The following is an 18772-nucleotide window of genomic DNA, read 5'->3' on the forward strand; positions in this document are numbered from 1 at the left end:
GAGGCGATCGGGCGAACTGTGGTTAAGGAACTCGGCAAATTGCCCCCGTAACTTAGGGAGAAGGGGGGCCGGAGACGTGAAGCCCCGCGCGGGTGGAGCGTTGTATGGCCGCAGAGAGCAGGGGGAAGCGACTGTTTACTAAAAACACAGGTCCATGCGAAGAAGTAATTCGATGTATATGGACTGACGCCTGCCCGGTGCTGGAACGTTAAGGGGACCTGTTAGCTCTTCGGGGCGAAGCGGAGAACTTAAGCGCCAGTAAACGGCGGTGGTAACTATAACCATCCTAAGGTAGCGAAATTCCTTGTCGGGTAAGTTCCGACCTGCACGAATGGCGTAACGACTTCCCCACTGTCTCAACCACAGGCCCGGCGAAATTGCAGTACGAGTAAAGATGCTCGTTACGCGCGGCAGGACGGAAAGACCCCGGGACCTTTACTATAGCTTGACATTGGTACTCGAATTAGCTTGTGTAGGATAGGTGGGAGCCGGTGAAGTCCATACGCCAGTATGGGTGGAGGCAATCTTGAAATACCACTCTGGTTGATTTGGGTATCTAACTTCGGACCGTTATCCGGTTCAGGGACAGTGTCTGGTGGGTAGTTTAACTGGGGCGGTTGCCTCCTAAAGGGTAACGGAGGCGCCCAAAGGTTCCCTCAGCCTGGTTGGCAATCAGGTGTTGAGTGCAAGTACACAAGGGAGCTTGACTGTGAGACTGACAGGTCGAGCAGGGACGAAAGTCGGGACTAGTGATCCGGCACTTGCGAGTGGAAGCGGTGTCGCTCAACGGATAAAAGGTACCCCGGGGATAACAGGCTGATCTTCCCCAAGAGTCCATATCGACGGGATGGTTTGGCACCTCGATGTCGGCTCGTCGCATCCTGGGGCTGTAGCAGGTCCCAAGGGTTGGGCTGTTCGCCCATTAAAGCGGTACGCGAGCTGGGTTTAGAACGTCGTGAGACAGTTCGGTCCCTATCCGCCGTGCGCGTAGGATACTTGAGAAGGGCTGTCCCTAGTACGAGAGGACCGGGACGGACGAACCTCTGGTGTGCCAGTTGTCCTGCCAAGGGCACGGCTGGTTAGCTACGTTCGGAAGGGATAACCGCTGAAAGCATCTAAGCGGGAAGCCTGCTTCAAGATGAGGTATCCCACCCACCTTTGGTGGGGTAAGGCCCCCAGCTAGACGACTGGGTTGATAGGCCGGAAATGTAAGCCCGGTAACGGGTTCAGTTGACCGGTACTAATAGGCCGAGGACTTGACTACTAAGCTGCTACGCGTCCACTGTGCAACTCTGAACGAGCGAACACCCACGTGAGATCCGTGTCCGGGGTTGTTTGATATGTTCATAGAGTTACGGCGGTCATGGCGGAGGGGAAACGCCCGGTTACATTCCGAACCCGGAAGCTAAGCCCTCCAGCGCCGATGGTACTGCACTCGTGAGGGTGTGGGAGAGTAGGACGCCGCCGGACAATCTTCCAGTCGAGGGCCGCCCCATCCGGGTCGGCCCTCGACTGCGTAGCGCCATTGGTGGCGCAATCAGGAAGGATGTACCTGTGAGTTCAGGACCGCAGGGCGGAGACCGTCCCCGTCGTTACGAAGACCGTACCGACGGTGCGGGCGGACGCGACCGCGGCCCACGCCGCGACGACCGGGACCGGCCCTCGTACCGGGGAGACCGCGACAGCGGCGGCAGCCGAGGCGGATACGCCGGCGGTCGCGACTCCGGTTCCCGTGGCGGAGACCGGGACAACTCGCGCTCCAGCGCCCCGCGTGAGGGTGGCTTCCGCGGTGGCGATCGTCGTGAGGGCGGTTTCCGTGGTGGTGACCGCGACGGATCTCGCTCCGGTGCTCCCCGTGAGGGTGGCTTCCGCGGTGGCGATCGTCGTGAGGGCGGTTTCCGTGGTGGTGACCGCGACGGATCTCGCTCCGGTGCTCCCCGTGAGGGTGGCTTCCGCGGTGGCGATCGTCGTGAGGGCGGTTTCCGTGGTGGTGACCGCGACGGATCTCGCTCCGGTGCTCCCCGTGAGGGTGGCTTCCGTGGCGGTGACCGTCGTGAGGGCGGTTTCCGTGGTGGTGACCGCGACGGATCTCGCTCCGGTGCTCCCCGTGAGGGTGGCTTCCGCGGTGGTGACCGTCGTGAAGGCGGTTTCCGTGGTGGTGACCGCGAGGGTGGCTTCCGTGGTGGTGACCGCGAGGGCGGTTTCCGTGGTGGTGACCGCGAGGGCGGTTTCCGGGGCGGTGACCGTCGTGAAGGCGGCTATCAGGGCGGCGGAGACCGCCCGCGTTCCGGCCCATCCCGCGAGAGCGGCGGTTTCCGTGGTGGTGACCGCGAGGGTGGCTTCCGCGGTGGAGACCGTCGCGAAGGCGGTTTCCGTGGTGGCGACCGCGAGGGTGGCTTCCGCGGTGGAGACCGTCGCGAAGGCGGTTTCCGTGGTGGCGACCGCGAGGGTGGCTTCCGCGGTGGAGACCGTCGCGAAGGCGGTTTCCGTGGTGGCGACCGCGAGGGTGGCTTCCGCGGTGGAGACCGTCGCGAAGGCGGTTTCCGTGGTGGCGACCGCGAGGGTGGCTTCCGCGGTGGAGACCGTCGCGAAGGTGGCTTCCGTGGTGGCGACCGCGAGGGTGGCTTCCGCGAGGGATCTCGGCCGGGTGCCTCCCGTGACGGCGGCAGCTTCCGTGGCGGTGACCGTCGTGAGGGCGGCGGTTTCCGTGGTGGCGACCGCGAGGGTGGGTTCCGTGGCGGTGACCGTCGCGAGGGCGGTTTCCGTGGTGGTGACCGCGAGGGCGGTTTCCGTGGTGGTGACCGCGAGGGTGGCTTCCGTGGCGGTGACCGTCGCGAGGGTGGCTTCCGTGGTGGTGACCGCGAGGGTGGCTTCCGTGGCGGTGACCGTCGTGAAGGCGGTTTCCGTGGTGGCGACCGCGAGGGTGGCTTCCGCGGTGGCGACCGTCGCGAAGGCGGTTTCCGTGGTGGCGACCGCGAAGGCGGGTTCCGCGGTGGCGACCGTCGCGAAGGCGGCTCCCGCGAGGGATCTCGGCCGGGTGCCTCCCGTGACGGCGGCAGCTTCCGTGGCGGTGACCGTCGTGAGGGCGGCGGTTTCCGTGGCGGTGACCGCGAGGGTGGCTTCCGGGGCGGTGACCGTCGCGAGGGCGGTTTCCGTGGCGGTGACCGCGAGGGTGGCTTCCGGGGTGGCGATCGTCGCGAGGGCGGTTTCCGTGGTGGTGACCGCGAGGGTGGCTTCCGTGGCGGCGACCGGGCGGGTGCTCCCCGCGCCGACGAGCGGCCGCGTCGCGAGGGCGAGTTCCGCCGCGACGACCGCGCCGCCGGCGGCGAGTCGTTCGAGGGTGGCCGCAGCTCCGCGCCGGCGCTGCCGGACGACATCCACGCGACCGACCTCGACAAGGACGTTCGCGCTGAGCTGCTCTCGCTGAACAAGCCGGTCGCCGAGACGGTTGCCCGGCACCTGGTCGCGACCGGTCAGTTGATCGACGAGGACCCGGCGGAGGCGTTGGCGCACGCGCTGGCCGCACGGCGGCTCGCGTCGCGTATCTCGGCCGTCCGCGAGGCGGTCGGCCTGGCCGCGTACCACGCGGGGGAGTGGCAGACGGCGATCGCCGAGCTGCGCACGTACCACCGGATGAGCGGGCTGCAGAGCCACCTGGCCGTGCTCGCGGACTGCGAGCGGGCTCTGGGTCGGCCGGAGCGGGCGATCGACCTGTTCCGCGGTGCCGACCGGGAGAAGCTGGACCAGGCCGTGGCGATCGAGCTGTTGATCGTCGCCGCCGGTGCGCGGGGGGACCTCGGGCAGAAGGACGCCGCGGTCGCGATGCTCCAGGTCCCGGACCTCACCAGCGAGGCCACGGCGCCGTGGACGGCTCGACTGCGGTACGCGTACGCCGACGCGCTGCTCGCCGTGGGCCGGCGTGAGGAGGCCCGCGAGTGGTTCTCCCGCGCCGCCGACGTCGACACCGAGGGTGAGACCGACGCGGCCGAGCGGCTGCTGGAACTCGACGGTGTCGTCATCGAGGGCGACGAGGAGGACGAGGCCGCGGAGGAGATCGCCGCAGGGCCGGGTGCTCCCGGCGCGGTCCCGGCCCGACCCGACGCCGACCTGACCGGCGACGACGAGGCCGACGACCGCGACGACGAGGACGACGACGACCGCGAGGACGACGACGACCGCGAGGACTTCGACGCCGACGAGCGGGACGACGTCGTGGGCAGCGCCGGTGACGACGAGGGTTTCGACGACGAGGACGAGGACCGTCACCCGGACGAGGCCGCGCGCAACGCGGACACCGACTCCCGGGACGTCGCGCCGTCCGGCAGCGTGGCGAACGCCGACCGGAGCGCTCCGGCCGGGGATGACGCGTCGGGGTCGACGCAGCGATGAGCGCTGACGTCGGGGAGCGGCTGGTCGACGGGTACACCCTGGTCGTCTTCGACCTGGACGGCGTGATCTACCTGATCGACCGGCCGATCCCCGGCGCCGTCGAGGCGGTGGCCCGGCTGCACGACGGGAACGTGGCGGTGGCGTACGCCACCAACAACGCGTCCCGTCGCTCCAGCGAGGTCGCCGCCCTGCTGACGGGGATGGGTGTGCCGGCGCGACCGGAGGAGGTGCTCACCTCCGCCGCGGCGTCGGCCGAGTTGCTGCGTGACCGGCTTCCTGCCGGCGCTCCGGTGCTGGTGGTCGGTGCGGAGGCCCTGCGCGCGGAGTTGCGCGCGGTCGGCCTGACCCCGGTCAGCAAGGCCGACGAGAATCCGGCAGCGGTGGTGCAGGGGTACGGCCCGCAGGTGGGGTGGGCCGACCTGGCCGAGGCTTCGGTCGCGGTACGGGCCGGTGCGCTCTGGATCGCCACCAACACCGACCGGACGCTGCCCAGCGGGCGTGGCCCACTGCCGGGCAACGGCTCCCTGGTGGCGGTGCTGCGCACGGCGCTGGAGCGGGACCCCGACGTGGTGGTCGGGAAGCCTGAGTCGGCGCTGTTCGAGACCGCCGCCCGGCGCGCGGGTGGTGGCCGGAGCCTGGTGGTGGGTGACCGGTTGGACACCGACATCGAGGGTGCCCGCCGCGCCGGCCTGGACAGTCTGCTGGTGCTCACCGGCGTCCATGGCGTACCGGATCTGTTGGCCGCAGAACCACGGCGGCGGCCCACGTACGTCGCGAGGGACCTGGCGGGGCTCTTCGACCCGGCGGCCGTCGTGCGGGTCCCGGGCCCGGCGGACGCCGTCGGATGGTCGGTGACCGACCACGACGGTGCGCTGGAGTTGGCGGGGTCGGGTCGGCCGCTGGACGCCCTGCCGGCGCTCTGCGCGGTGGCCTGGTCGGCGTCGGAGCCGACGCTGCCGAAGATCCGCCCGATCGGCCCGGACGCGGCGCACGCCGTGGAGAGCCTCGGCCTGACCGCCACCGCCTGACCGCTGGCCGCATCGCCTGGCCACACCGCTGCCCGAACCGGGTCATCGTGCGGCGTTCGTCAGAGCAGTTTGCGGAGCTTCAGCAGGTCGAACGGGTTCGCCTTGATCGACACTCGGCGGGTGGTCACCGCGTTGGTGACGTCCAGGTCACCGCGGACCAGGGCGAGTAGGTCGTCGCTTGACGTACTCAACGCGATCTTGGCTTTGGGGTCGTCGCCGTCGGTCAGCTCGACCAGCCGACCGCCGGTGATGCGGCCGTGGAACGCGGCGTCCAGGTCGGTGATCCGGCAGGCCAGCGTCCGGTCCAGGTCGATCCGTTCGCGCACCGTCTCCGCGTTGCGGTCCAGCCGGGCTGCCAGCTCCTGCAACGCCTGCCGGCACTCGTCCACGCTGGCCACATGTCCCCCTCGCCGATCGCCACGCCGTCCTCGGCACCGTACCGCACGGCACGGTCCGGGGTGCCCGGTAGCGTGACACCTGCACACCCCGCCCCGCGGAAGGACTCAGGCATGCAGGACGCGTGGCGCGCCTACCTCGAACTGGCCATGGGCCTCACGGAGGCGCCCCGGAAGAAGGCCCAGGACGTGGCACGACGCCTCGTCGGCTCCGGTGGCGCGACCGCCGCCCAACTCCAGGCGCTCGGCGAGGAGCTGGTCAGCACCAGTGCGGCCAACCGGGAGGCGCTGACCAAGCTGGTCCGCTTCGAAGTCGACCGGGCTCTCGGGGCGGTCGGCCTGGCCACCGCCGACGAGGTGGCCGAGCTGACCCGGCGGGTGCACGACCTGGAACGGCGACTGCGCGAAGCGCGCGCCGTCGAGCCGACGACCACGCCGCCCGCCGGCCCGTCGGGGCGACCGGCCCCGACCGTCGCCGACCGTCCCGGAGATCGTCTGGTGCCGTCCGACGGCCCGGCGGGCGCCCCGGTCTCCGCACATCCGGCCGACAAGCCTGCGGCCGACAAGCCTGCGGCCGAGCAGCCGGTGGCGAAGAAGGCGGTCGCGAAGAAGGCCGTCGCCAAGAAGGCCATCGCGAAGAAGCCGCCGGCGACGATCAGCCGGACCGAGGACGAGGCCCCGACCCCGGTGGCCATGCCCGCCAAGAAGGCGGTCCGTAAGCAGCCGCCGGACGCCGCCGAATGAGCGGGCCCCACCCGCCCGGTGGCGGGTCGTACCCGGCGCGTCCCGGTCCGCCGACGGGCGGCTCGTTCCCGCCCCGGCCGGGGCCGCCCGCTGGTGTCCGTCCCGGTCCGCTGCCGGACGTCGGGGACGACGCGCGCCATCCGGCGGTGGACGCGGCCGTGCAGGCCATGGCCAACGCGGCGACGCTCGCCCCGGCCGACCAGATCGCGCAGTACGAGGCGGCCTACGAGACGCTGCGGGAAACCCTCGCCACCATCGACCAGACGTGAGCGGCACGACCAGTCCTGAAGCAGACCGGAGAACCACCCATGGCACGTCGTAACCGGTTGGACGCCGAACTCGTCCGCCGCGGTCTGGCCCGCTCCCGGGAGCAGGCCGCCGGGCTGGTGGAGGCCGGCCGGGTCCACCTGCGCGGGGTGGTCGCGCGTAAGGCCGCCGCGATGGTCGACCCCGCCGATCCGCTGTTGGTGACCGGCGAGGATCCGACCGAGGAGTACGTCTCCCGGGGCGGGCACAAGCTGGCCGGCGCGCTGGCCGCGTTCGATGGGCTTCGGGTCGCCGGGCGACGCTGCCTGGACGCCGGTGCCTCGACCGGTGGCTTCACCGACGTGCTGTTGCGCGCCGACGCGGCCGAGGTGGTGGCCGTCGACGTCGGCTACGGGCAGCTCGCCTGGTCGCTGCGCACCGACGAGCGGGTGCGGGTCCTGGAACGCACGAACGTTCGTACCCTCGTCCCGGACACGATCGGTGGGGCGGTCGACCTGACGGTGGCGGACCTGTCGTTCATCTCGCTGCGGTTGGTGTTGCCGGCGTTGGCCGCCTGCACGCGCGACGACGGTGATCTGGCGTTGATGGTGAAGCCGCAGTTCGAGGTGGGCAAGGAGCGGGTCGGCGCCGGTGGGGTGGTGCGCGACCCGGAGTTGCGCGCCGAGGCGGTTCTGGACGTGGCCGCCACGGCCGCCGGGCTCGGTCTCGGGTTGGCCGACGTGGCGGCCAGCCCTCTGCCCGGGCCGAGCGGCAATGTGGAGTTCTTCGTATGGTTGCGCCGGGGCGCACCGCCGGCCGACCCGCAACGGGTACGGGCCGTGGTGGCGGCCGGGCCGGACGGCCCGACGGCGGCCGGTGACGTGCCGGACGTGACGGCGGCGGAGGAGGTCGCAGGGTGAACGCGCGCAGCGAGGGCACCACGACGACGCGCGGTTGTGGCGGGGCGATCCGATGAGCCGGACCGCTCTGCTGGTGACCCACACCGGGCGTCGCCGGAGCACGGAGCACGCCCGGTCGGTCGCGGCCGACCTGATCGACGCGGGTTTCGAGGTACGGGTGGTCGCCGACGAGGCCGATGATCTCGACCTGCCCGGGGTGGTGCCGGTCGCCGGCCAGCAGGCCGCCGAGGGCGCGGAGATCGTCTTCGCGCTCGGTGGGGACGGCACGTTCCTGCGCGCCGCCGAGTTGGCCCGACCGGCGAAGGTGCCCCTGCTCGGCATCAACCTCGGCAAGGTGGGATTCCTGGCCGAGGCGGAGATCGACGACCTGGACGTCGCGGTGCGCGACGTGGTGAGTCGCAACTACACGGTCGACGAGCGGCTCACCCTGGACGTCACCGCCGAGTTCGACGGTGGGCCGACGATCGAGTCCTGGGCGCTCAACGAGATCAGCATCGAGAAGGGCGAGCGCGCGCAGATGCTCGAACTGCTCGTCGACGTGGACGGGCGTCCGTTGTCCCGCTACGGCTGCGACGGTGTCGTCTGCGCCACCCCGACCGGCTCCACCGCGTACGCGTTCTCCGGCGGCGGCCCGGTGGTCTGGCCGGAGGTGGAGGCGCTGCTGTTGGTGCCGATCAGCGCGCACGCGTTGTTCAGCCGCCCGCTGGTCACGGCGCCGACGTCCACCTTCGTGATCACGGTCGACCCGTTCACGACCCTCGCCGTGCTCTCCTGCGACGGGCGTCGGGTCTTCGACCTGCCGCCGGGTGCCCGGGTGACGGTGCGTCGGGGTGCCCTGCCGGTCCGCATCGTGCGGTTGCGGCCCCGGCCGTTCACCGACCGGCTGGTCGCCAAGTTCGGTCTGCCGGTGCACGGTTGGCGCGGCAGCCGCCGCTGATCGCCTGCTCGTGCACGGCCGGCCCGGCACCCGCCGCTGACCGCCGGCCGTGGCTCGCCGGCGCGACAGCCGCCGGTGACGGTGACGCACACCCTCGGTGGACGTCGGGTGTCCACCTGACGACATGTCGCCGCTACGGCGGCTGGTGACTAGTGACCCGGTGACACGCTCCGACGCAGACTCCGATCGGCCCTCGTCTACGGATGGCGGGCCTGGAGGAGTAGAGGAGCACATCGCATGCACTGGTCCCCACGCTGGCTGGCCGTCGGTGCGGTCGGCGCGTTGGTGGTCGGCCTCGCCGCACCGGCGTCCGCCGACCCGCCCGCCCGGCCCACCGGCCCGACATCGGGCACTCCCACCCCGGGCGCCGCGCCCGTTCGTATCACGCTGATCACCGGTGACCAGGTCGACCTGGCACCGGCGGCACCCGGTCGGGTCGCCGCCACCGTCCGCCCGGGACCCGGGCGCGAACGGATCTTCTTCCAGACCGTGCAGGTCGACGGCACGCTGCGGGTGCTTCCCAGCGACGCCCTGCCCTACGTGAGCAGCGGGGTCCTCGACGCCGACCTGTTCGACGTGCAGGAGTTGGCGGCCGACGGCTACGGCGACGCCGCGCGGGGCAACCTGCCGTTGATCGTGCGTTACCAGGAGCCGGCCGCCGGCCGGGTGCGACCCCTCGCGGGCGCCACCGACGCCCGTGCGTTGGAGAGCATCAACGGCGCGGCGCTGCGGGTCGGCAAGGGTGACCTCGGTGGCCTGTGGGGCACGCTCGCCGGTGCGCCCACCGCCCGGACGACGGATGCCGCGCCCCGGTTGGGCGGCGGCATCGCCCGGATCTGGCTGGACGGGAAGGTCCGCCCGACGCTGGAGCACAGCGTGCCGCAGATCGGCGCGCCCACCGCCTGGGCGGCGGGCCGCGACGGCAGCGGTGTGAAGGTGGCGGTGCTCGACACCGGCGTCGACTCCACCCACCCCGACCTGACCGGGCGGATCGCCGAGGCGCAGGACTTCTCCGGCAGTGGGAGCCCCCGCGACGGGCACGGCCACGGCACCCATGTCGCGGCGACCATCGCCGGCAGCGGCGCCGCTTCCGCCGGGTTGCGCAAGGGCGTCGCCCCGGGCGCGCAGCTGCTGGTCGGCAAGGTGCTCGACGACGGTGGTTCCGGCTACGACTCGTCCATCATCGCGGGCATGGAGTGGGCCGCCCACTCCGGCGCGAAGGTGGTCAGCATGAGCCTCGGCGGCGATCCGACCGACGGCACCGACCCGATGAGTCAGGCGGTCAACGACCTGTCCGCCGAGACCGGCGCGCTGTTCGTGGTCGCGGCCGGCAACTCGGGTGCTGCGCGTACCGTCGGCTCGCCCGGCGCGGCGGCGGCGGCGCTCACCGTCGGCGCGGTGGACCGCGACGACAACCTCGCCGACTTCTCCAGCCGTGGTCCGCGGCTGGGCGACAACGGCCTCAAGCCGGAGATCACCGCGCCGGGCGTCGGCATCGTCGCCGCGCGGGCCGCCGGCACCACGATGGGTACGCCGGTGGGCGACGCGTACACGACCGCGTCCGGGACGTCGATGGCGACCCCGCACGTGGCGGGCGCCGCGGCGATCCTCGCTCAGGAGCACCCGGACTGGGCTGCCGGGAAGCTCAAGGACGCGCTGGTGAGCACCACGAAGGCAAACCCGGCGTTGACGGTGTTCGAGCAGGGTGGCGGTCGGGTCGACGTGGCGCGGGCGCTCAACCAGCGGGTGTACGGGTCGGCCACCGTCGACTTCGGTCGGATCTCCACCGGCGGTGCGGCGGTGGAGCGGACCGTGACGTACACCAACGGCACGACCGCCGCGCAGACCCTGCGGCTCGCTCTGGACCTGCGCAACCTGGACAGCGGTGCGGCCGAGACCGACGGGGTCGACGTCGGCTCCGCCACGGTGACCGTCGCGGCGGGTGGCAGCGTGACGGTGCCCCTGCGGGCCGACCCGGCGAAGCTGGCCCGGGGCCCGCACGGTGGTTGGCTGGTGGCGACCGGCGCGGACGGCGTGGCGGTGCGTACGCCGGTCGGGTTGACCGTCAGCGGCCCCTTGCACGAGGTCACCGTGAAGGTGTTGGACCTCAAGGGTCAGCCGGCCCTGTCTCCGGCGTTCACCATGTTCGGTGAGCAGCCCGAGTCGGACTTCTGGGGTTGGTGGCCGGGTGAGGGCACCCTGCGGGTCGAGGAAGGCACGTACCTGCTGACCGCGCTGGTGGAGCACGGCGCTCCCCTGGACGAGCAGATGACCCAGACCGTCGAGCCGGAACTGGTCGTCGACCGGGACCTGACGGTGGTGCTCGACGCCCGTAAGGGCACGCCGGTGCGGATCGAGACGCCGAAGCCCAGCGAGCAGCGGGCCACGCTCAGCTACTACGTGCACCGGGTGTTGGGCAACGGTCGGCAGATCGACCACGGGGTGATGGCGTACAGCACCGTCCAGCAGGTCAACGTGACGCCGACCCGGCAGGTGCGCCAGGGCGAGTTCGAGTTCGCGTCGCGCTGGCAGCTCGTCGCGCCGATGGTGGACGCGACGGTCAGCGGGGTGTCCGGTCCGTCGGACATCAACCTGCTCGGTAGGTCCCCGGCGCCGACCGGTCGGCGCAAGCTGCCGCTGGTCTGGGCCGGTGTCGGCACTCCCGCCGAGCTGGCCCGGGTGCGGGGCGCCGCCGCGCTTCTCACCGCCGACCCGGACCGCGCGGAGGAGGACCAGGTCGCCGCCGCCGCGGCAGCCGGTGCCGCCGTGGTGTTGATCGTCCGCCCGCAGGACCAGACCGCGTGGACGGTCTGGCGGCCCGCCGAGGAGCGGCTGCCGATCCCGGCGATGGTGGTGGCCTACGACGACGGGCAGCGGTTGATCGCGGCGGCGCGTACGGGTCGGGCGACGCTCGACCTGACGCTGACCGTGGACAGCCCCTACCTGTACGACGTGTGGCAGGTGTCGAAGGGTCGGGTGCCGGAGCGCGTCGTGCACACGGTCACCGCGAAGAACACCGCCGAGGTGACGGCGAGCTACGGCGACATGGGCGCCGGGTGGGCCACCGAGGAGCGGTTCGGGTGGCGACCGTGGCAGGAGTACGCCTGGAACGACGACCAGCGCATCGTCCGCAACGGCACCACCCGGCAGGAGTTCGTCAGTGCCGGGGACGACTGGTGGCAGCACCGGGTGCTGCACAAGTCGATGTTCATGCAGTGGGGGAGTCTGACCGGCGGCCTGACCCAGGAGCCCCGGCGCTACGCCGCCGACGACCGGGAGACCGAGACCTGGCACACGCCGGTGGTCCGCCCGGCCGTGCCGGCCCGGGGGGCGCCGGTGCCCACCCGTACCGGTGACAGCCTGGATCTGCGGGTGCCCGAGTTCGTCGACGCCGGTGGGAACCACGCGGTGGCCGGGAACAGCGAGGAGGCGGACACGGTCGAGGCGCGGGTCAGCCGGGACGGGAAGCAGATCGCCGACCTGTCCGGTGGGTGGGCTCCGGTGCCCACCACGCCGGGGCGGGCGCGCTACCGGCTGGACCTGACCACGAAGCGCTCCTCGGCGGAGTGGCGGTACGGCACCCGTACCGACACGGCCTGGGAGTTCACCTCGGCCCGGCCGGCGGGCGAGGCCGCCACGCCGTTGTCGCTGTTGCAGGTGGACTACCAGGTGCCGGCCGACCTGCTCGGCACGGTGCGCGGTAACCGGCCGCACCAGGTGGGGTTGACCCTGCGTCAGCCGGCCGGAGTGCCCGCCCCGAAGGGCGCCGACGTCCGGGTGCAGGTCTCCTTCGACGGGGGCGTCACCTGGCGCAACGCGCACACGAAGGGGTCGGGTACCCGGTACACGGTGACCGTGCCGGCGGGGCGCGGAACGGTGTCGCTGCGGGTGCACGCCGCCGACCGGGCCGGGAACACCGTCGACCAGACGGTGCTCCAGGCGTACGGGCTGCGCTGATCGGAGTGGGGTGGGGCGGCCACCGGCCGTCCCACCCCGGCCGTCGGGCCCGCCGTCGACCGACGGCGGGCCCGACGCGTCAGAGCCAGCCGCGGCGGGCGACCTGGAACGCCAGCCCGGGTCGGGTGTCCACCCCGGCGGCGGCCATCAGGTCGGCGATGCGTCGTTGCACGGTGCGGCGGCTCACCCCGAGCTGCGAGGCGATGGACTTGTCGGGTACGCCGGCGACGAACAACGACAGCAGCCGCGCCTCGTCGGCGTCCGGCTGGTAGCCGTCGCCGGGGCGGTCCTCGGGGTCCGGCCGCCGCCCCTCGGTGGCGGCGACGGTGAGGGGGTCGTCGAGCCGCAGTCGGGTGGCCACCCGCCAGTGGCTCTCGAAGAGGGCGAGCAGCGCGTCGAGCAGTTGGCTGCGGCCGATCACGGCGGCGCTCGGCTCCCCGCCGTCGCGGTCGGGCACCAGCGGGCAGATGGCCGTGCTGGCGTCCACGATGGCCAGTCGGACCGGCAGTCGGTCGAGCACCCGGGCTTGTTCGCCGGCGGCGACGCCCTTGGCCAGGTCGGCGAGGGCTCCCGGTTCCAGCAGCAGGTCACGTTCGTAGATGGCTCGGTAGCTGACTCCGCGGGCCAGCGCGTCGAACTCCTCGACGTTCTCCGGGCCGGCCATGGCGAGGGGGTTGGCCCGGCAGAACCACAGCACCTCGGTACGCGCCGAGTTCTGCAGGTCGCGCAGCCGGTCGCGGAGGACCCCGGCGCCGGCGATCACCTCGACGAGATGGTCGACGTGGTGTCGGCGCAGCCCGGACCGGTATTCCTCGGCCAGTTGGGTGACCCGCCGTCGGGCGGCCTCCAGGTCCTCCTGGCGGCGCAGCAGCGCCCCGCCGAGGGCGACGTCCGGTGCGGTCGGACGCAGCGGCGCGTCCGGGTCGACGTCGGTGGGTTGCACCAGCCCCTTGGCGCGCAGCGTCTCGACCTGGGCGAGAACCTGGTCGCGCGGTCGGTGCAGACGACGGACCAGGTCGTCGACGCGCGCCGCGGTGAGCTGGAGCAGGCAGCGGTAGAGCTCCTCCTCAGCCGAGGTCAGGCCGATCACGTCCAACACGGGGCAGAACTGTACGTCGGCCGGGTGTCGGCCGCGCCGGGGCCCGTCGGCTGGTCAACTGTCGGCCCTCGCGTCTACTGTCGGTGGCTGTGCTGGAAGAGCTGCGTATCACCGGACTGGGCGTCATCGAGGACACCACGCTGCCGTTGACCGGCGGCATGAACGTCATCACCGGCGAGACCGGTGCGGGTAAGACGATGGTGGTCACCGGCCTCGGCCTGCTCTTCGGCGGTCGGGCCGACGCCGGTCGGGTTCGTGCCCAACCGGGCCGGGCGGTGGTGGAGGGGCGGTTGCGCCTGCTCGGGCGGGTCGCCGACGCCGTGCACGCGCGGATCACCGAGGCCGGTGGGGAGCCCGACGAGGACGGCTCGGTGCTGCTGAGCCGCACGGTGACGGTGGAGGGGCGCTCGCGTGCCCATGTCGGTGGCCGGAGCATGCCGGTGTCGATGCTCAGTGAGGTCGGCGAGCAGGCGGTCGCGGTGCACGGGCAGTCCGACCAGTTGCGGCTGCTGCGTCCGGCCGAGCAGCGGGCGGCGTTGGACCGGTTCGCCGGTCCCGCGCACGAGAAGCTGCTCGACGCGTTGCGGGAGGCGTACACGGGGTGGCGGCGGGTGGTCGACGACCTGGCCGACCGGCGGCGCAACGCCCGCGAGCGCAACCAGGAGGCCGATCTGCTGCGGCTGGGCCTCGACGAGATCACCCGGGTCGATCCGCAGCCCGGTGAGGACGACGAGCTGAAGACCGAGGCGCAGCGGCTGGAGCACGCCGAGGGGTTGCGCACGGCCGCGCAGATCGCCCAGCAGTGTGTGGCGGGCGGTGCGGAGGCCACCGACGAGACGCCGGACGCGGCGTCGTTGCTGGGCACGGCCCGGCGGACTCTGGAGGCGCAGGCCGGCACCGACCCGGCGTTGGGTGAGTTGGCGTCGCGTCTGGAGGAGGCGGCGACACTGGTCACCGACGTGTCGGCGGAGCTGTCGGCGTACCTGGCGACGCTCGACGCGGACCCGGCCCGGTTGCAGCACGTCTACGAGCGGCGGGCGGCGCTGCGGGCGTTGACGCGTAAGTACGCCGACGACGTCGACGGGGTGATCGCCTGGGCGGACCGGGCGCGGACCCGGCTGTCCGATCTGGACACCTCCGATGATCTGCTGGACGAGTTGGAGCGGGAGGGTCAGCGGCTCGCCGTCGAGGTGGCCGACCTGGCCGGGCGGGTGTCGGCGTCGCGGCAGGAGGCGGCGATCCGTTTCGCCGACCAGGTGACGGTGGAGTTGGCCGGTCTGGCGATGCCGCACGCGCGGATCGAGGTGGCGGTGCTGCCGCGCCCGACGGGGCGTGCGGAGCCCACGCTGTCGGTGAACGGTGTCGAGGTGGGTGTCACGCCGGACGGTGGCGACGAGGTGGAGCTGCGGTTGTTGGCGCACCCCGGCGCGCCGTCGTTGCCGCTGCAGCGTGGGGCGTCCGGCGGTGAGTTGTCCCGGGTGATGCTCGCGATCGAGGTGGTGTTCGCCGGGTCGGGTGGGCCGCCCACGTTGGTCTTCGACGAGGTCGACGCGGGTGTCGGTGGTCAGGCGGCGGTGGAGATCGGTCGGCGGTTGGCCCGGTTGGCGCGCAGTCACCAGGTGTTGGTCGTCACCCACCTGCCGCAGGTGGCCGCGTTCGCCGACCGGCATCTGGTGGTGGCGAAGGACACCGGTGGCGCGGTGACGACGAGCGGTGTGCGGGTCGTGGAGGACACCGAGCGGGCGCGGGAGCTGGCCCGGATGCTGGCGGGTTTGCCGGATTCGGATCTGGGTATCGCCCACGCCGAGGAGTTGTTGGCCGTGGCCGCCAAGGAAAGGCGGTTGTGACGCCGCGTATTGTGAGCGCAAGCACACCGGCTTGTGCCGACGTGTGCTTCCCTGGGTAGGCGGCCCTGCTCAGGCATGTCGCGACAGAAAAGCCTGCCTCACATGCCAGGATGGTCACGATGCGTCTACCCACGTTGCGCCGGAACCGGAACTCCGAACCGGGCAGAGTCCTCGGCACCGCGCGCCTTGACCGCCGGACGAAACGCCTGGTCGGTCGGCTGCGCCCTGGTGACATCGCGGTGATCGACCACGTCGACCTGGACCGGGTGGCGGCGGATTCTCTGGTCGCTGTCGGTGTCGCCGCGGTGCTCAACGCCAAACCGTCGGTCTCCGGCCGTTACCCCAATCTGGGCCCGGAGGTCCTGATCGCCGCCGGCATTCCGCTCCTAGACGACCTGGGTGAGGGCGTCTTCGAGCGGATCCGCGAAGGCGACCAGGTGCGCATCGAGGGCAACACGGTCTTCGCCGGTGACGAGCCGGTGGCGCACGGCAGCCTCCAGGACGCCGAGTCGGTCGCCAAGTCGATGGCGGATGCCCGGGAGGGGCTGTCGGTGCAGTTGGAGGCGTTCGCCGCCAACACGATGGACTACCTCCGCCAGGAGCGCGACCTGCTGCTCGACGGTGTGGGCGTGCCGGACATCGAGACCCAGATGCAGGGTCGGCACTGCCTGATCGTGGTGCGCGGTTACGACTACAAGGCCGACCTGGACGTGCTGCGCCCGTACATCAGGGAGTTCAAGCCGGTCCTCATCGGTGTCGACGGCGGCGCGGACGCGCTGGTCGAGGCCGGGTACACCCCGGACATGATCATCGGGGACATGGATTCGGTCACCGACGACGTGCTGCGCTGCGGTGCCGAGGTGATCGTGCACGCGTACCCGGACGGGCGTGCGCCGGGTCTTCCCCGGGTCAACGGCCTGGGTGTGCCGGCGATCACGTTTCCGGCGGCGGCGACGAGCGAGGACCTGGCGATGTTGCTCGCCGACGAGAAGGGCGCGTCGCTGCTGGTCGCGGTCGGCACCCACGCCACCCTGGTCGAGTTCCTCGACAAGGGGCGCGGCGGAATGGCCTCGACGTTCCTGACCCGGCTCAAGGTCGGTGGCAAGCTGGTCGACGCCAAGGGTGTGAGCCGGCTCTACCGGCAGAGCATCTCCGGTTCGTCGCTGCTCCTGCTGGTGTTGTCGGCGATCGCGGCGATGGCGTCCGCGGTGGCCGTCTCCACCGTCGGGAAGGCGTACCTGGGCGTGGTCGCCGAATGGTGGGACAATTTCGTGTTCCAGCTGTACCGGCTCTTCTAGTTCCCGACCGATCAAGAGGCTGCAAGCGTGATCAACTTCCGCTACCACGTGGTGTCCCTCACCGCGGTCTTCCTGGCTCTGGCGATCGGCCTGGTGGTCGGCACGGCCGCTCTCAACGGCCCCGTCGCCGACTCGCTGGAGGGGCAGGTCACCGGTCTGCGCAAGGACAACCAGCACTGGCGTCAGACGGTCAGCAACATGGAGAAGCAGCTCGGGCTGGAGGAGGAGTTCGCCGAGGAGGTGTCCCAGGTCGTCCTGCCGGGCACCCTCACCGGGCGTCGGGTGGTGGTGCTCAGCCTGCCCAACGGTCGCGACCACACCGAGGGCGTGCTCAAGAAGCTCCAGCTCGCCGGGGCCACCATCACCGGTCGGGTCGACCTGCAGGACAAGTTCGTCAACCCGGACAACAACTCCAACCTGCTGGAGTTGGCCGTCACCGCGGCCCGTCCGACCGCGCAGACCACCGGCCTGCCGGGTAACGGTCACGGGGTGGAGACGTCCAGCGCGCTGCTGGCCAGCGTCCTGCTGGACCGGGCCCAGGGCGTCGCGCCGGTCAGCGACGCCGACCGGCGGGCGGTGCTCGCCGCGTACAACAACGCGGGTTACCTGACCACCGACAGCAACAAGGTCACCGGCTCGGCGGAGGCGGTCGTGGTGGTCAGCGGTCAGCCGTACGTCGACAAGGACTCCGAGAAGCGGGACGAGTCGGTGGTCAAGATCGCTGAGCAGTTCGACCGGACCGGTTCGATCGTGGTCGCCGGCAACGGCTCCGTCGGCGGCAACCTGGTGTCCGTGGTCCGGGGTGACCCGGTGCTCGCCCAGACCATCTCGACCGTCGACAACGCCAACACCGGGCAGGGCCAGTTCGTGAGCACCCTCGCCCTGGTGCAGCAGCTCGTCGAGAAGAAGGCCGGGCAGTACGGCGTCGGTGACAACGCCGCGTCCGGGCTGTTGCCTAGACTGCCCCAGTGAGCGAACGACGTAATCGGGTGTCCGGATCCGACTCGCGTGAGCGGGCGAGCGTGACGTGCGGCGGGGTGGCGGCATGAGCACGTTGGGTCGGCTGCTGCTCGCCGGTGCCGGCGCGGCGGTGGCCCGCTACGCGCTGCGTGAGGTCCGCAGCTCGCCGGCGGGGCCGGCGTTGGAGCGCACCAACTTCCGTGGCCGCACGGTCAGCCTGGCCGCCGGTCCGGCGCTGGCCGGGGGTGCGGCGGCCGTCGGCGCGTTCGGTGCGACCGGCGGCGCGTCCGGTGGGGCGGCGGTGGTCGCCGGTCTCGGTGCGGGCGCCGTCGGTCTGTACGACGACGTGGTCGGCGCGCGGCCGGAGCAGAAGGCGGCGAAGGGCTTCGCCGGGCACCTCGCCGCGTTGCGCGAGGGGCGGGTCACCGCCGGTCTGGTCAAGGTCGCCGGGGTGGGCGCCGCCGGGCTGGGCGCGGCGGCGCTGCTGGCCGCCGACCGCCGGGTCGCGGCGCATCCGCGTCGGCAGCGTCACGGCGCGTTCGGTCGGGGCGTCGACGTGCTCCTCGGCGCCGGGGTCATCGCCGGCACGGCCAACCTGCTCAACCTGCTCGACCTGCGACCGGGTCGGGCGATCAAGTCCGGTCTGCTGCTCGCCGCGCCGCTGGCCGGTGGCCCGCACGGCGGGATCGCCGCGGGCGCCGCCGGAGCCGCCGCCGGTCTGCTCGGCGACGACCTCGCCGAGGACGTGATGCTCGGGGACAGCGGCGCGAACGCGCTCGGGGCGGTGCTCGGTGTCGCGCTCGCCGCCCGTACCGGCCCGCTCGGGCGGGCGGGTCTGCTGGCGGTGCTGGCCGGGCTCACCGCCGCCAGCGAGAAGGTCAGCTTCACGGCGGTGATCCAGCGGACCCCGGGGTTGCGGGAGCTCGACGCACTGGGCCGACGCGCCGACTGA

The 18772-nt window shown here is 71.9% G+C and carries 14 protein-coding genes and 2 rRNA genes (1 of these 16 only partly in view); 14 read left to right on the forward strand and 2 right to left on the reverse strand.

Annotation, left to right across the window (positions count from 1 at the left end):
• The 5 genes from O7616_RS16680 to O7616_RS16700 form a co-directional block, all read left to right on the forward strand.
• Positions 1 to 1264 (forward strand): 23S ribosomal RNA (locus O7616_RS16680); it begins 1847 nt to the left of the window's first position.
• Positions 1265 to 1353: 89 nt separating this feature from the next.
• Positions 1354 to 1470 (forward strand): 5S ribosomal RNA (gene rrf, locus O7616_RS16685).
• Between the two features lie 319 nt (positions 1471 to 1789).
• Positions 1790 to 3427 (forward strand): hypothetical protein, encoded by a 1638-nt coding sequence (locus O7616_RS16690; protein ID WP_282307809.1) that lies wholly within the window; start codon positions 1790 to 1792, stop codon positions 3425 to 3427.
• Positions 3415 to 4389 carry a Replicase polyprotein 1ab gene (locus O7616_RS16695; protein ID WP_282307655.1) on the forward strand — a complete coding sequence of 325 codons (975 nt, stop codon included), beginning with the start codon at positions 3415 to 3417 and terminating at the stop codon, positions 4387 to 4389. Before O7616_RS16690 ends, O7616_RS16695 begins: the two co-directional genes overlap by 13 nt.
• A complete protein-coding gene (locus O7616_RS16700; protein ID WP_282302818.1) occupies positions 4386 to 5417 on the forward strand; it encodes an HAD-IIA family hydrolase in 1032 nt (343 codons plus the stop codon). The genes O7616_RS16695 and O7616_RS16700 overlap by 4 nt, the downstream gene beginning before the upstream one ends.
• A 59-nt stretch (positions 5418 to 5476) precedes the next feature.
• Here O7616_RS16700 and O7616_RS16705 read toward each other — a convergent pair whose 3' ends face one another.
• A complete protein-coding gene (locus O7616_RS16705) occupies positions 5477 to 5815 on the reverse strand; it encodes an SCP2 sterol-binding domain-containing protein (RefSeq protein ID WP_282260782.1) in 339 nt (112 codons plus the stop codon).
• A gap of 111 nt (positions 5816 to 5926) precedes the next feature.
• On the opposite strand from O7616_RS16705, the gene O7616_RS16710 reads away from it, so the two are divergent.
• The 5 genes from O7616_RS16710 to O7616_RS16730 all read left to right on the forward strand — a co-directional run bounded on the left by O7616_RS16710 (position 5927) and on the right by O7616_RS16730 (position 12616).
• Positions 5927 to 6556, forward strand: a complete 630-nt coding sequence (locus tag O7616_RS16710) for a hypothetical protein (protein ID WP_282302819.1) — start codon at positions 5927 to 5929, stop codon at positions 6554 to 6556.
• Positions 6553 to 6825 carry a hypothetical protein gene (locus tag O7616_RS16715; protein WP_282302820.1) on the forward strand — a complete coding sequence of 91 codons (273 nt, stop codon included), beginning with the start codon at positions 6553 to 6555 and terminating at the stop codon, positions 6823 to 6825. The genes O7616_RS16710 and O7616_RS16715 overlap by 4 nt, the downstream gene beginning before the upstream one ends.
• A 39-nt stretch (positions 6826 to 6864) precedes the next feature.
• Positions 6865 to 7722 carry a TlyA family RNA methyltransferase gene (locus O7616_RS16720; protein ID WP_282302821.1) on the forward strand — a complete coding sequence of 286 codons (858 nt, stop codon included), beginning with the start codon at positions 6865 to 6867 and terminating at the stop codon, positions 7720 to 7722.
• A 52-nt stretch (positions 7723 to 7774) separates the two neighbouring features.
• Positions 7775 to 8659, forward strand: coding sequence for an NAD kinase (locus tag O7616_RS16725; protein WP_282260778.1), 885 nt, complete (start codon positions 7775 to 7777; stop codon positions 8657 to 8659).
• Between the two features lie 237 nt (positions 8660 to 8896).
• A complete protein-coding gene (locus O7616_RS16730) occupies positions 8897 to 12616 on the forward strand; it encodes a S8 family serine peptidase (protein ID WP_282302822.1) in 3720 nt (1239 codons plus the stop codon).
• Positions 12617 to 12695: 79 nt separating this feature from the next.
• Here the strand turns inward: O7616_RS16730 and O7616_RS16735 are convergent, their stop codons facing one another.
• Positions 12696 to 13715: a helix-turn-helix domain-containing protein gene (locus O7616_RS16735; protein ID WP_282302823.1), complete on the reverse strand. Its 1020-nt coding sequence runs from the start codon at positions 13713 to 13715 to the stop codon at positions 12696 to 12698.
• 89 nt (positions 13716 to 13804) lie between these two features.
• Between O7616_RS16735 and recN the strand changes: the two genes are divergently transcribed.
• The 4 genes from recN to O7616_RS16755 all read left to right on the forward strand — a co-directional run bounded on the left by recN (position 13805) and on the right by O7616_RS16755 (position 18772).
• Complete coding sequence (gene recN / locus O7616_RS16740) at positions 13805 to 15562, forward strand: DNA repair protein RecN (protein WP_282307656.1); 1758 nt, start codon at positions 13805 to 13807, stop codon at positions 15560 to 15562.
• 119 nt (positions 15563 to 15681) lie between these two features.
• Positions 15682 to 16860, forward strand: coding sequence for a putative cytokinetic ring protein SteA (gene steA / locus O7616_RS16745; protein ID WP_282260774.1), 1179 nt, complete (start codon positions 15682 to 15684; stop codon positions 16858 to 16860).
• Between the two features lie 27 nt (positions 16861 to 16887).
• Positions 16888 to 17832 (forward strand): copper transporter, encoded by a 945-nt coding sequence (locus O7616_RS16750; protein ID WP_282302824.1) that lies wholly within the window; start codon positions 16888 to 16890, stop codon positions 17830 to 17832.
• A 73-nt stretch (positions 17833 to 17905) separates the two neighbouring features.
• Positions 17906 to 18772, forward strand: a complete 867-nt coding sequence (locus O7616_RS16755; protein ID WP_282260772.1) for a hypothetical protein — start codon at positions 17906 to 17908, stop codon at positions 18770 to 18772.

The sequence above is a fragment of the Micromonospora sp. WMMD964 genome (genome assembly GCF_029581455.1).
In the GTDB taxonomy this organism is placed as follows: domain Bacteria; phylum Actinomycetota; class Actinomycetes; order Mycobacteriales; family Micromonosporaceae; genus Micromonospora.

Bases quoted from the DNA above. Each gene is read 5' to 3' on its own strand.
- O7616_RS16725 (WP_282260778.1), top strand. From the start codon at position 7,775: ATGAGCCGGACCGCTCTGCTGGTGACCCACACCGGGCGTCGCCGGAGC.
- O7616_RS16700 (WP_282302818.1), top strand. From the start codon at position 4,386: ATGAGCGCTGACGTCGGGGAGCGGCTGGTCGACGGGTACACCCTGGTC.
- O7616_RS16755 (WP_282260772.1), top strand. From the start codon at position 17,906: ATGAGCACGTTGGGTCGGCTGCTGCTCGCCGGTGCCGGCGCGGCGGTG.
- O7616_RS16715 (WP_282302820.1), top strand. From the start codon at position 6,553: ATGAGCGGGCCCCACCCGCCCGGTGGCGGGTCGTACCCGGCGCGTCCC.
- O7616_RS16710 (WP_282302819.1), top strand. From the start codon at position 5,927: ATGCAGGACGCGTGGCGCGCCTACCTCGAACTGGCCATGGGCCTCACG.
- O7616_RS16720 (WP_282302821.1), top strand. From the start codon at position 6,865: ATGGCACGTCGTAACCGGTTGGACGCCGAACTCGTCCGCCGCGGTCTG.
- O7616_RS16730 (WP_282302822.1), top strand. From the start codon at position 8,897: ATGCACTGGTCCCCACGCTGGCTGGCCGTCGGTGCGGTCGGCGCGTTG.
- steA (WP_282260774.1), top strand. From the start codon at position 15,682: ATGCGTCTACCCACGTTGCGCCGGAACCGGAACTCCGAACCGGGCAGA.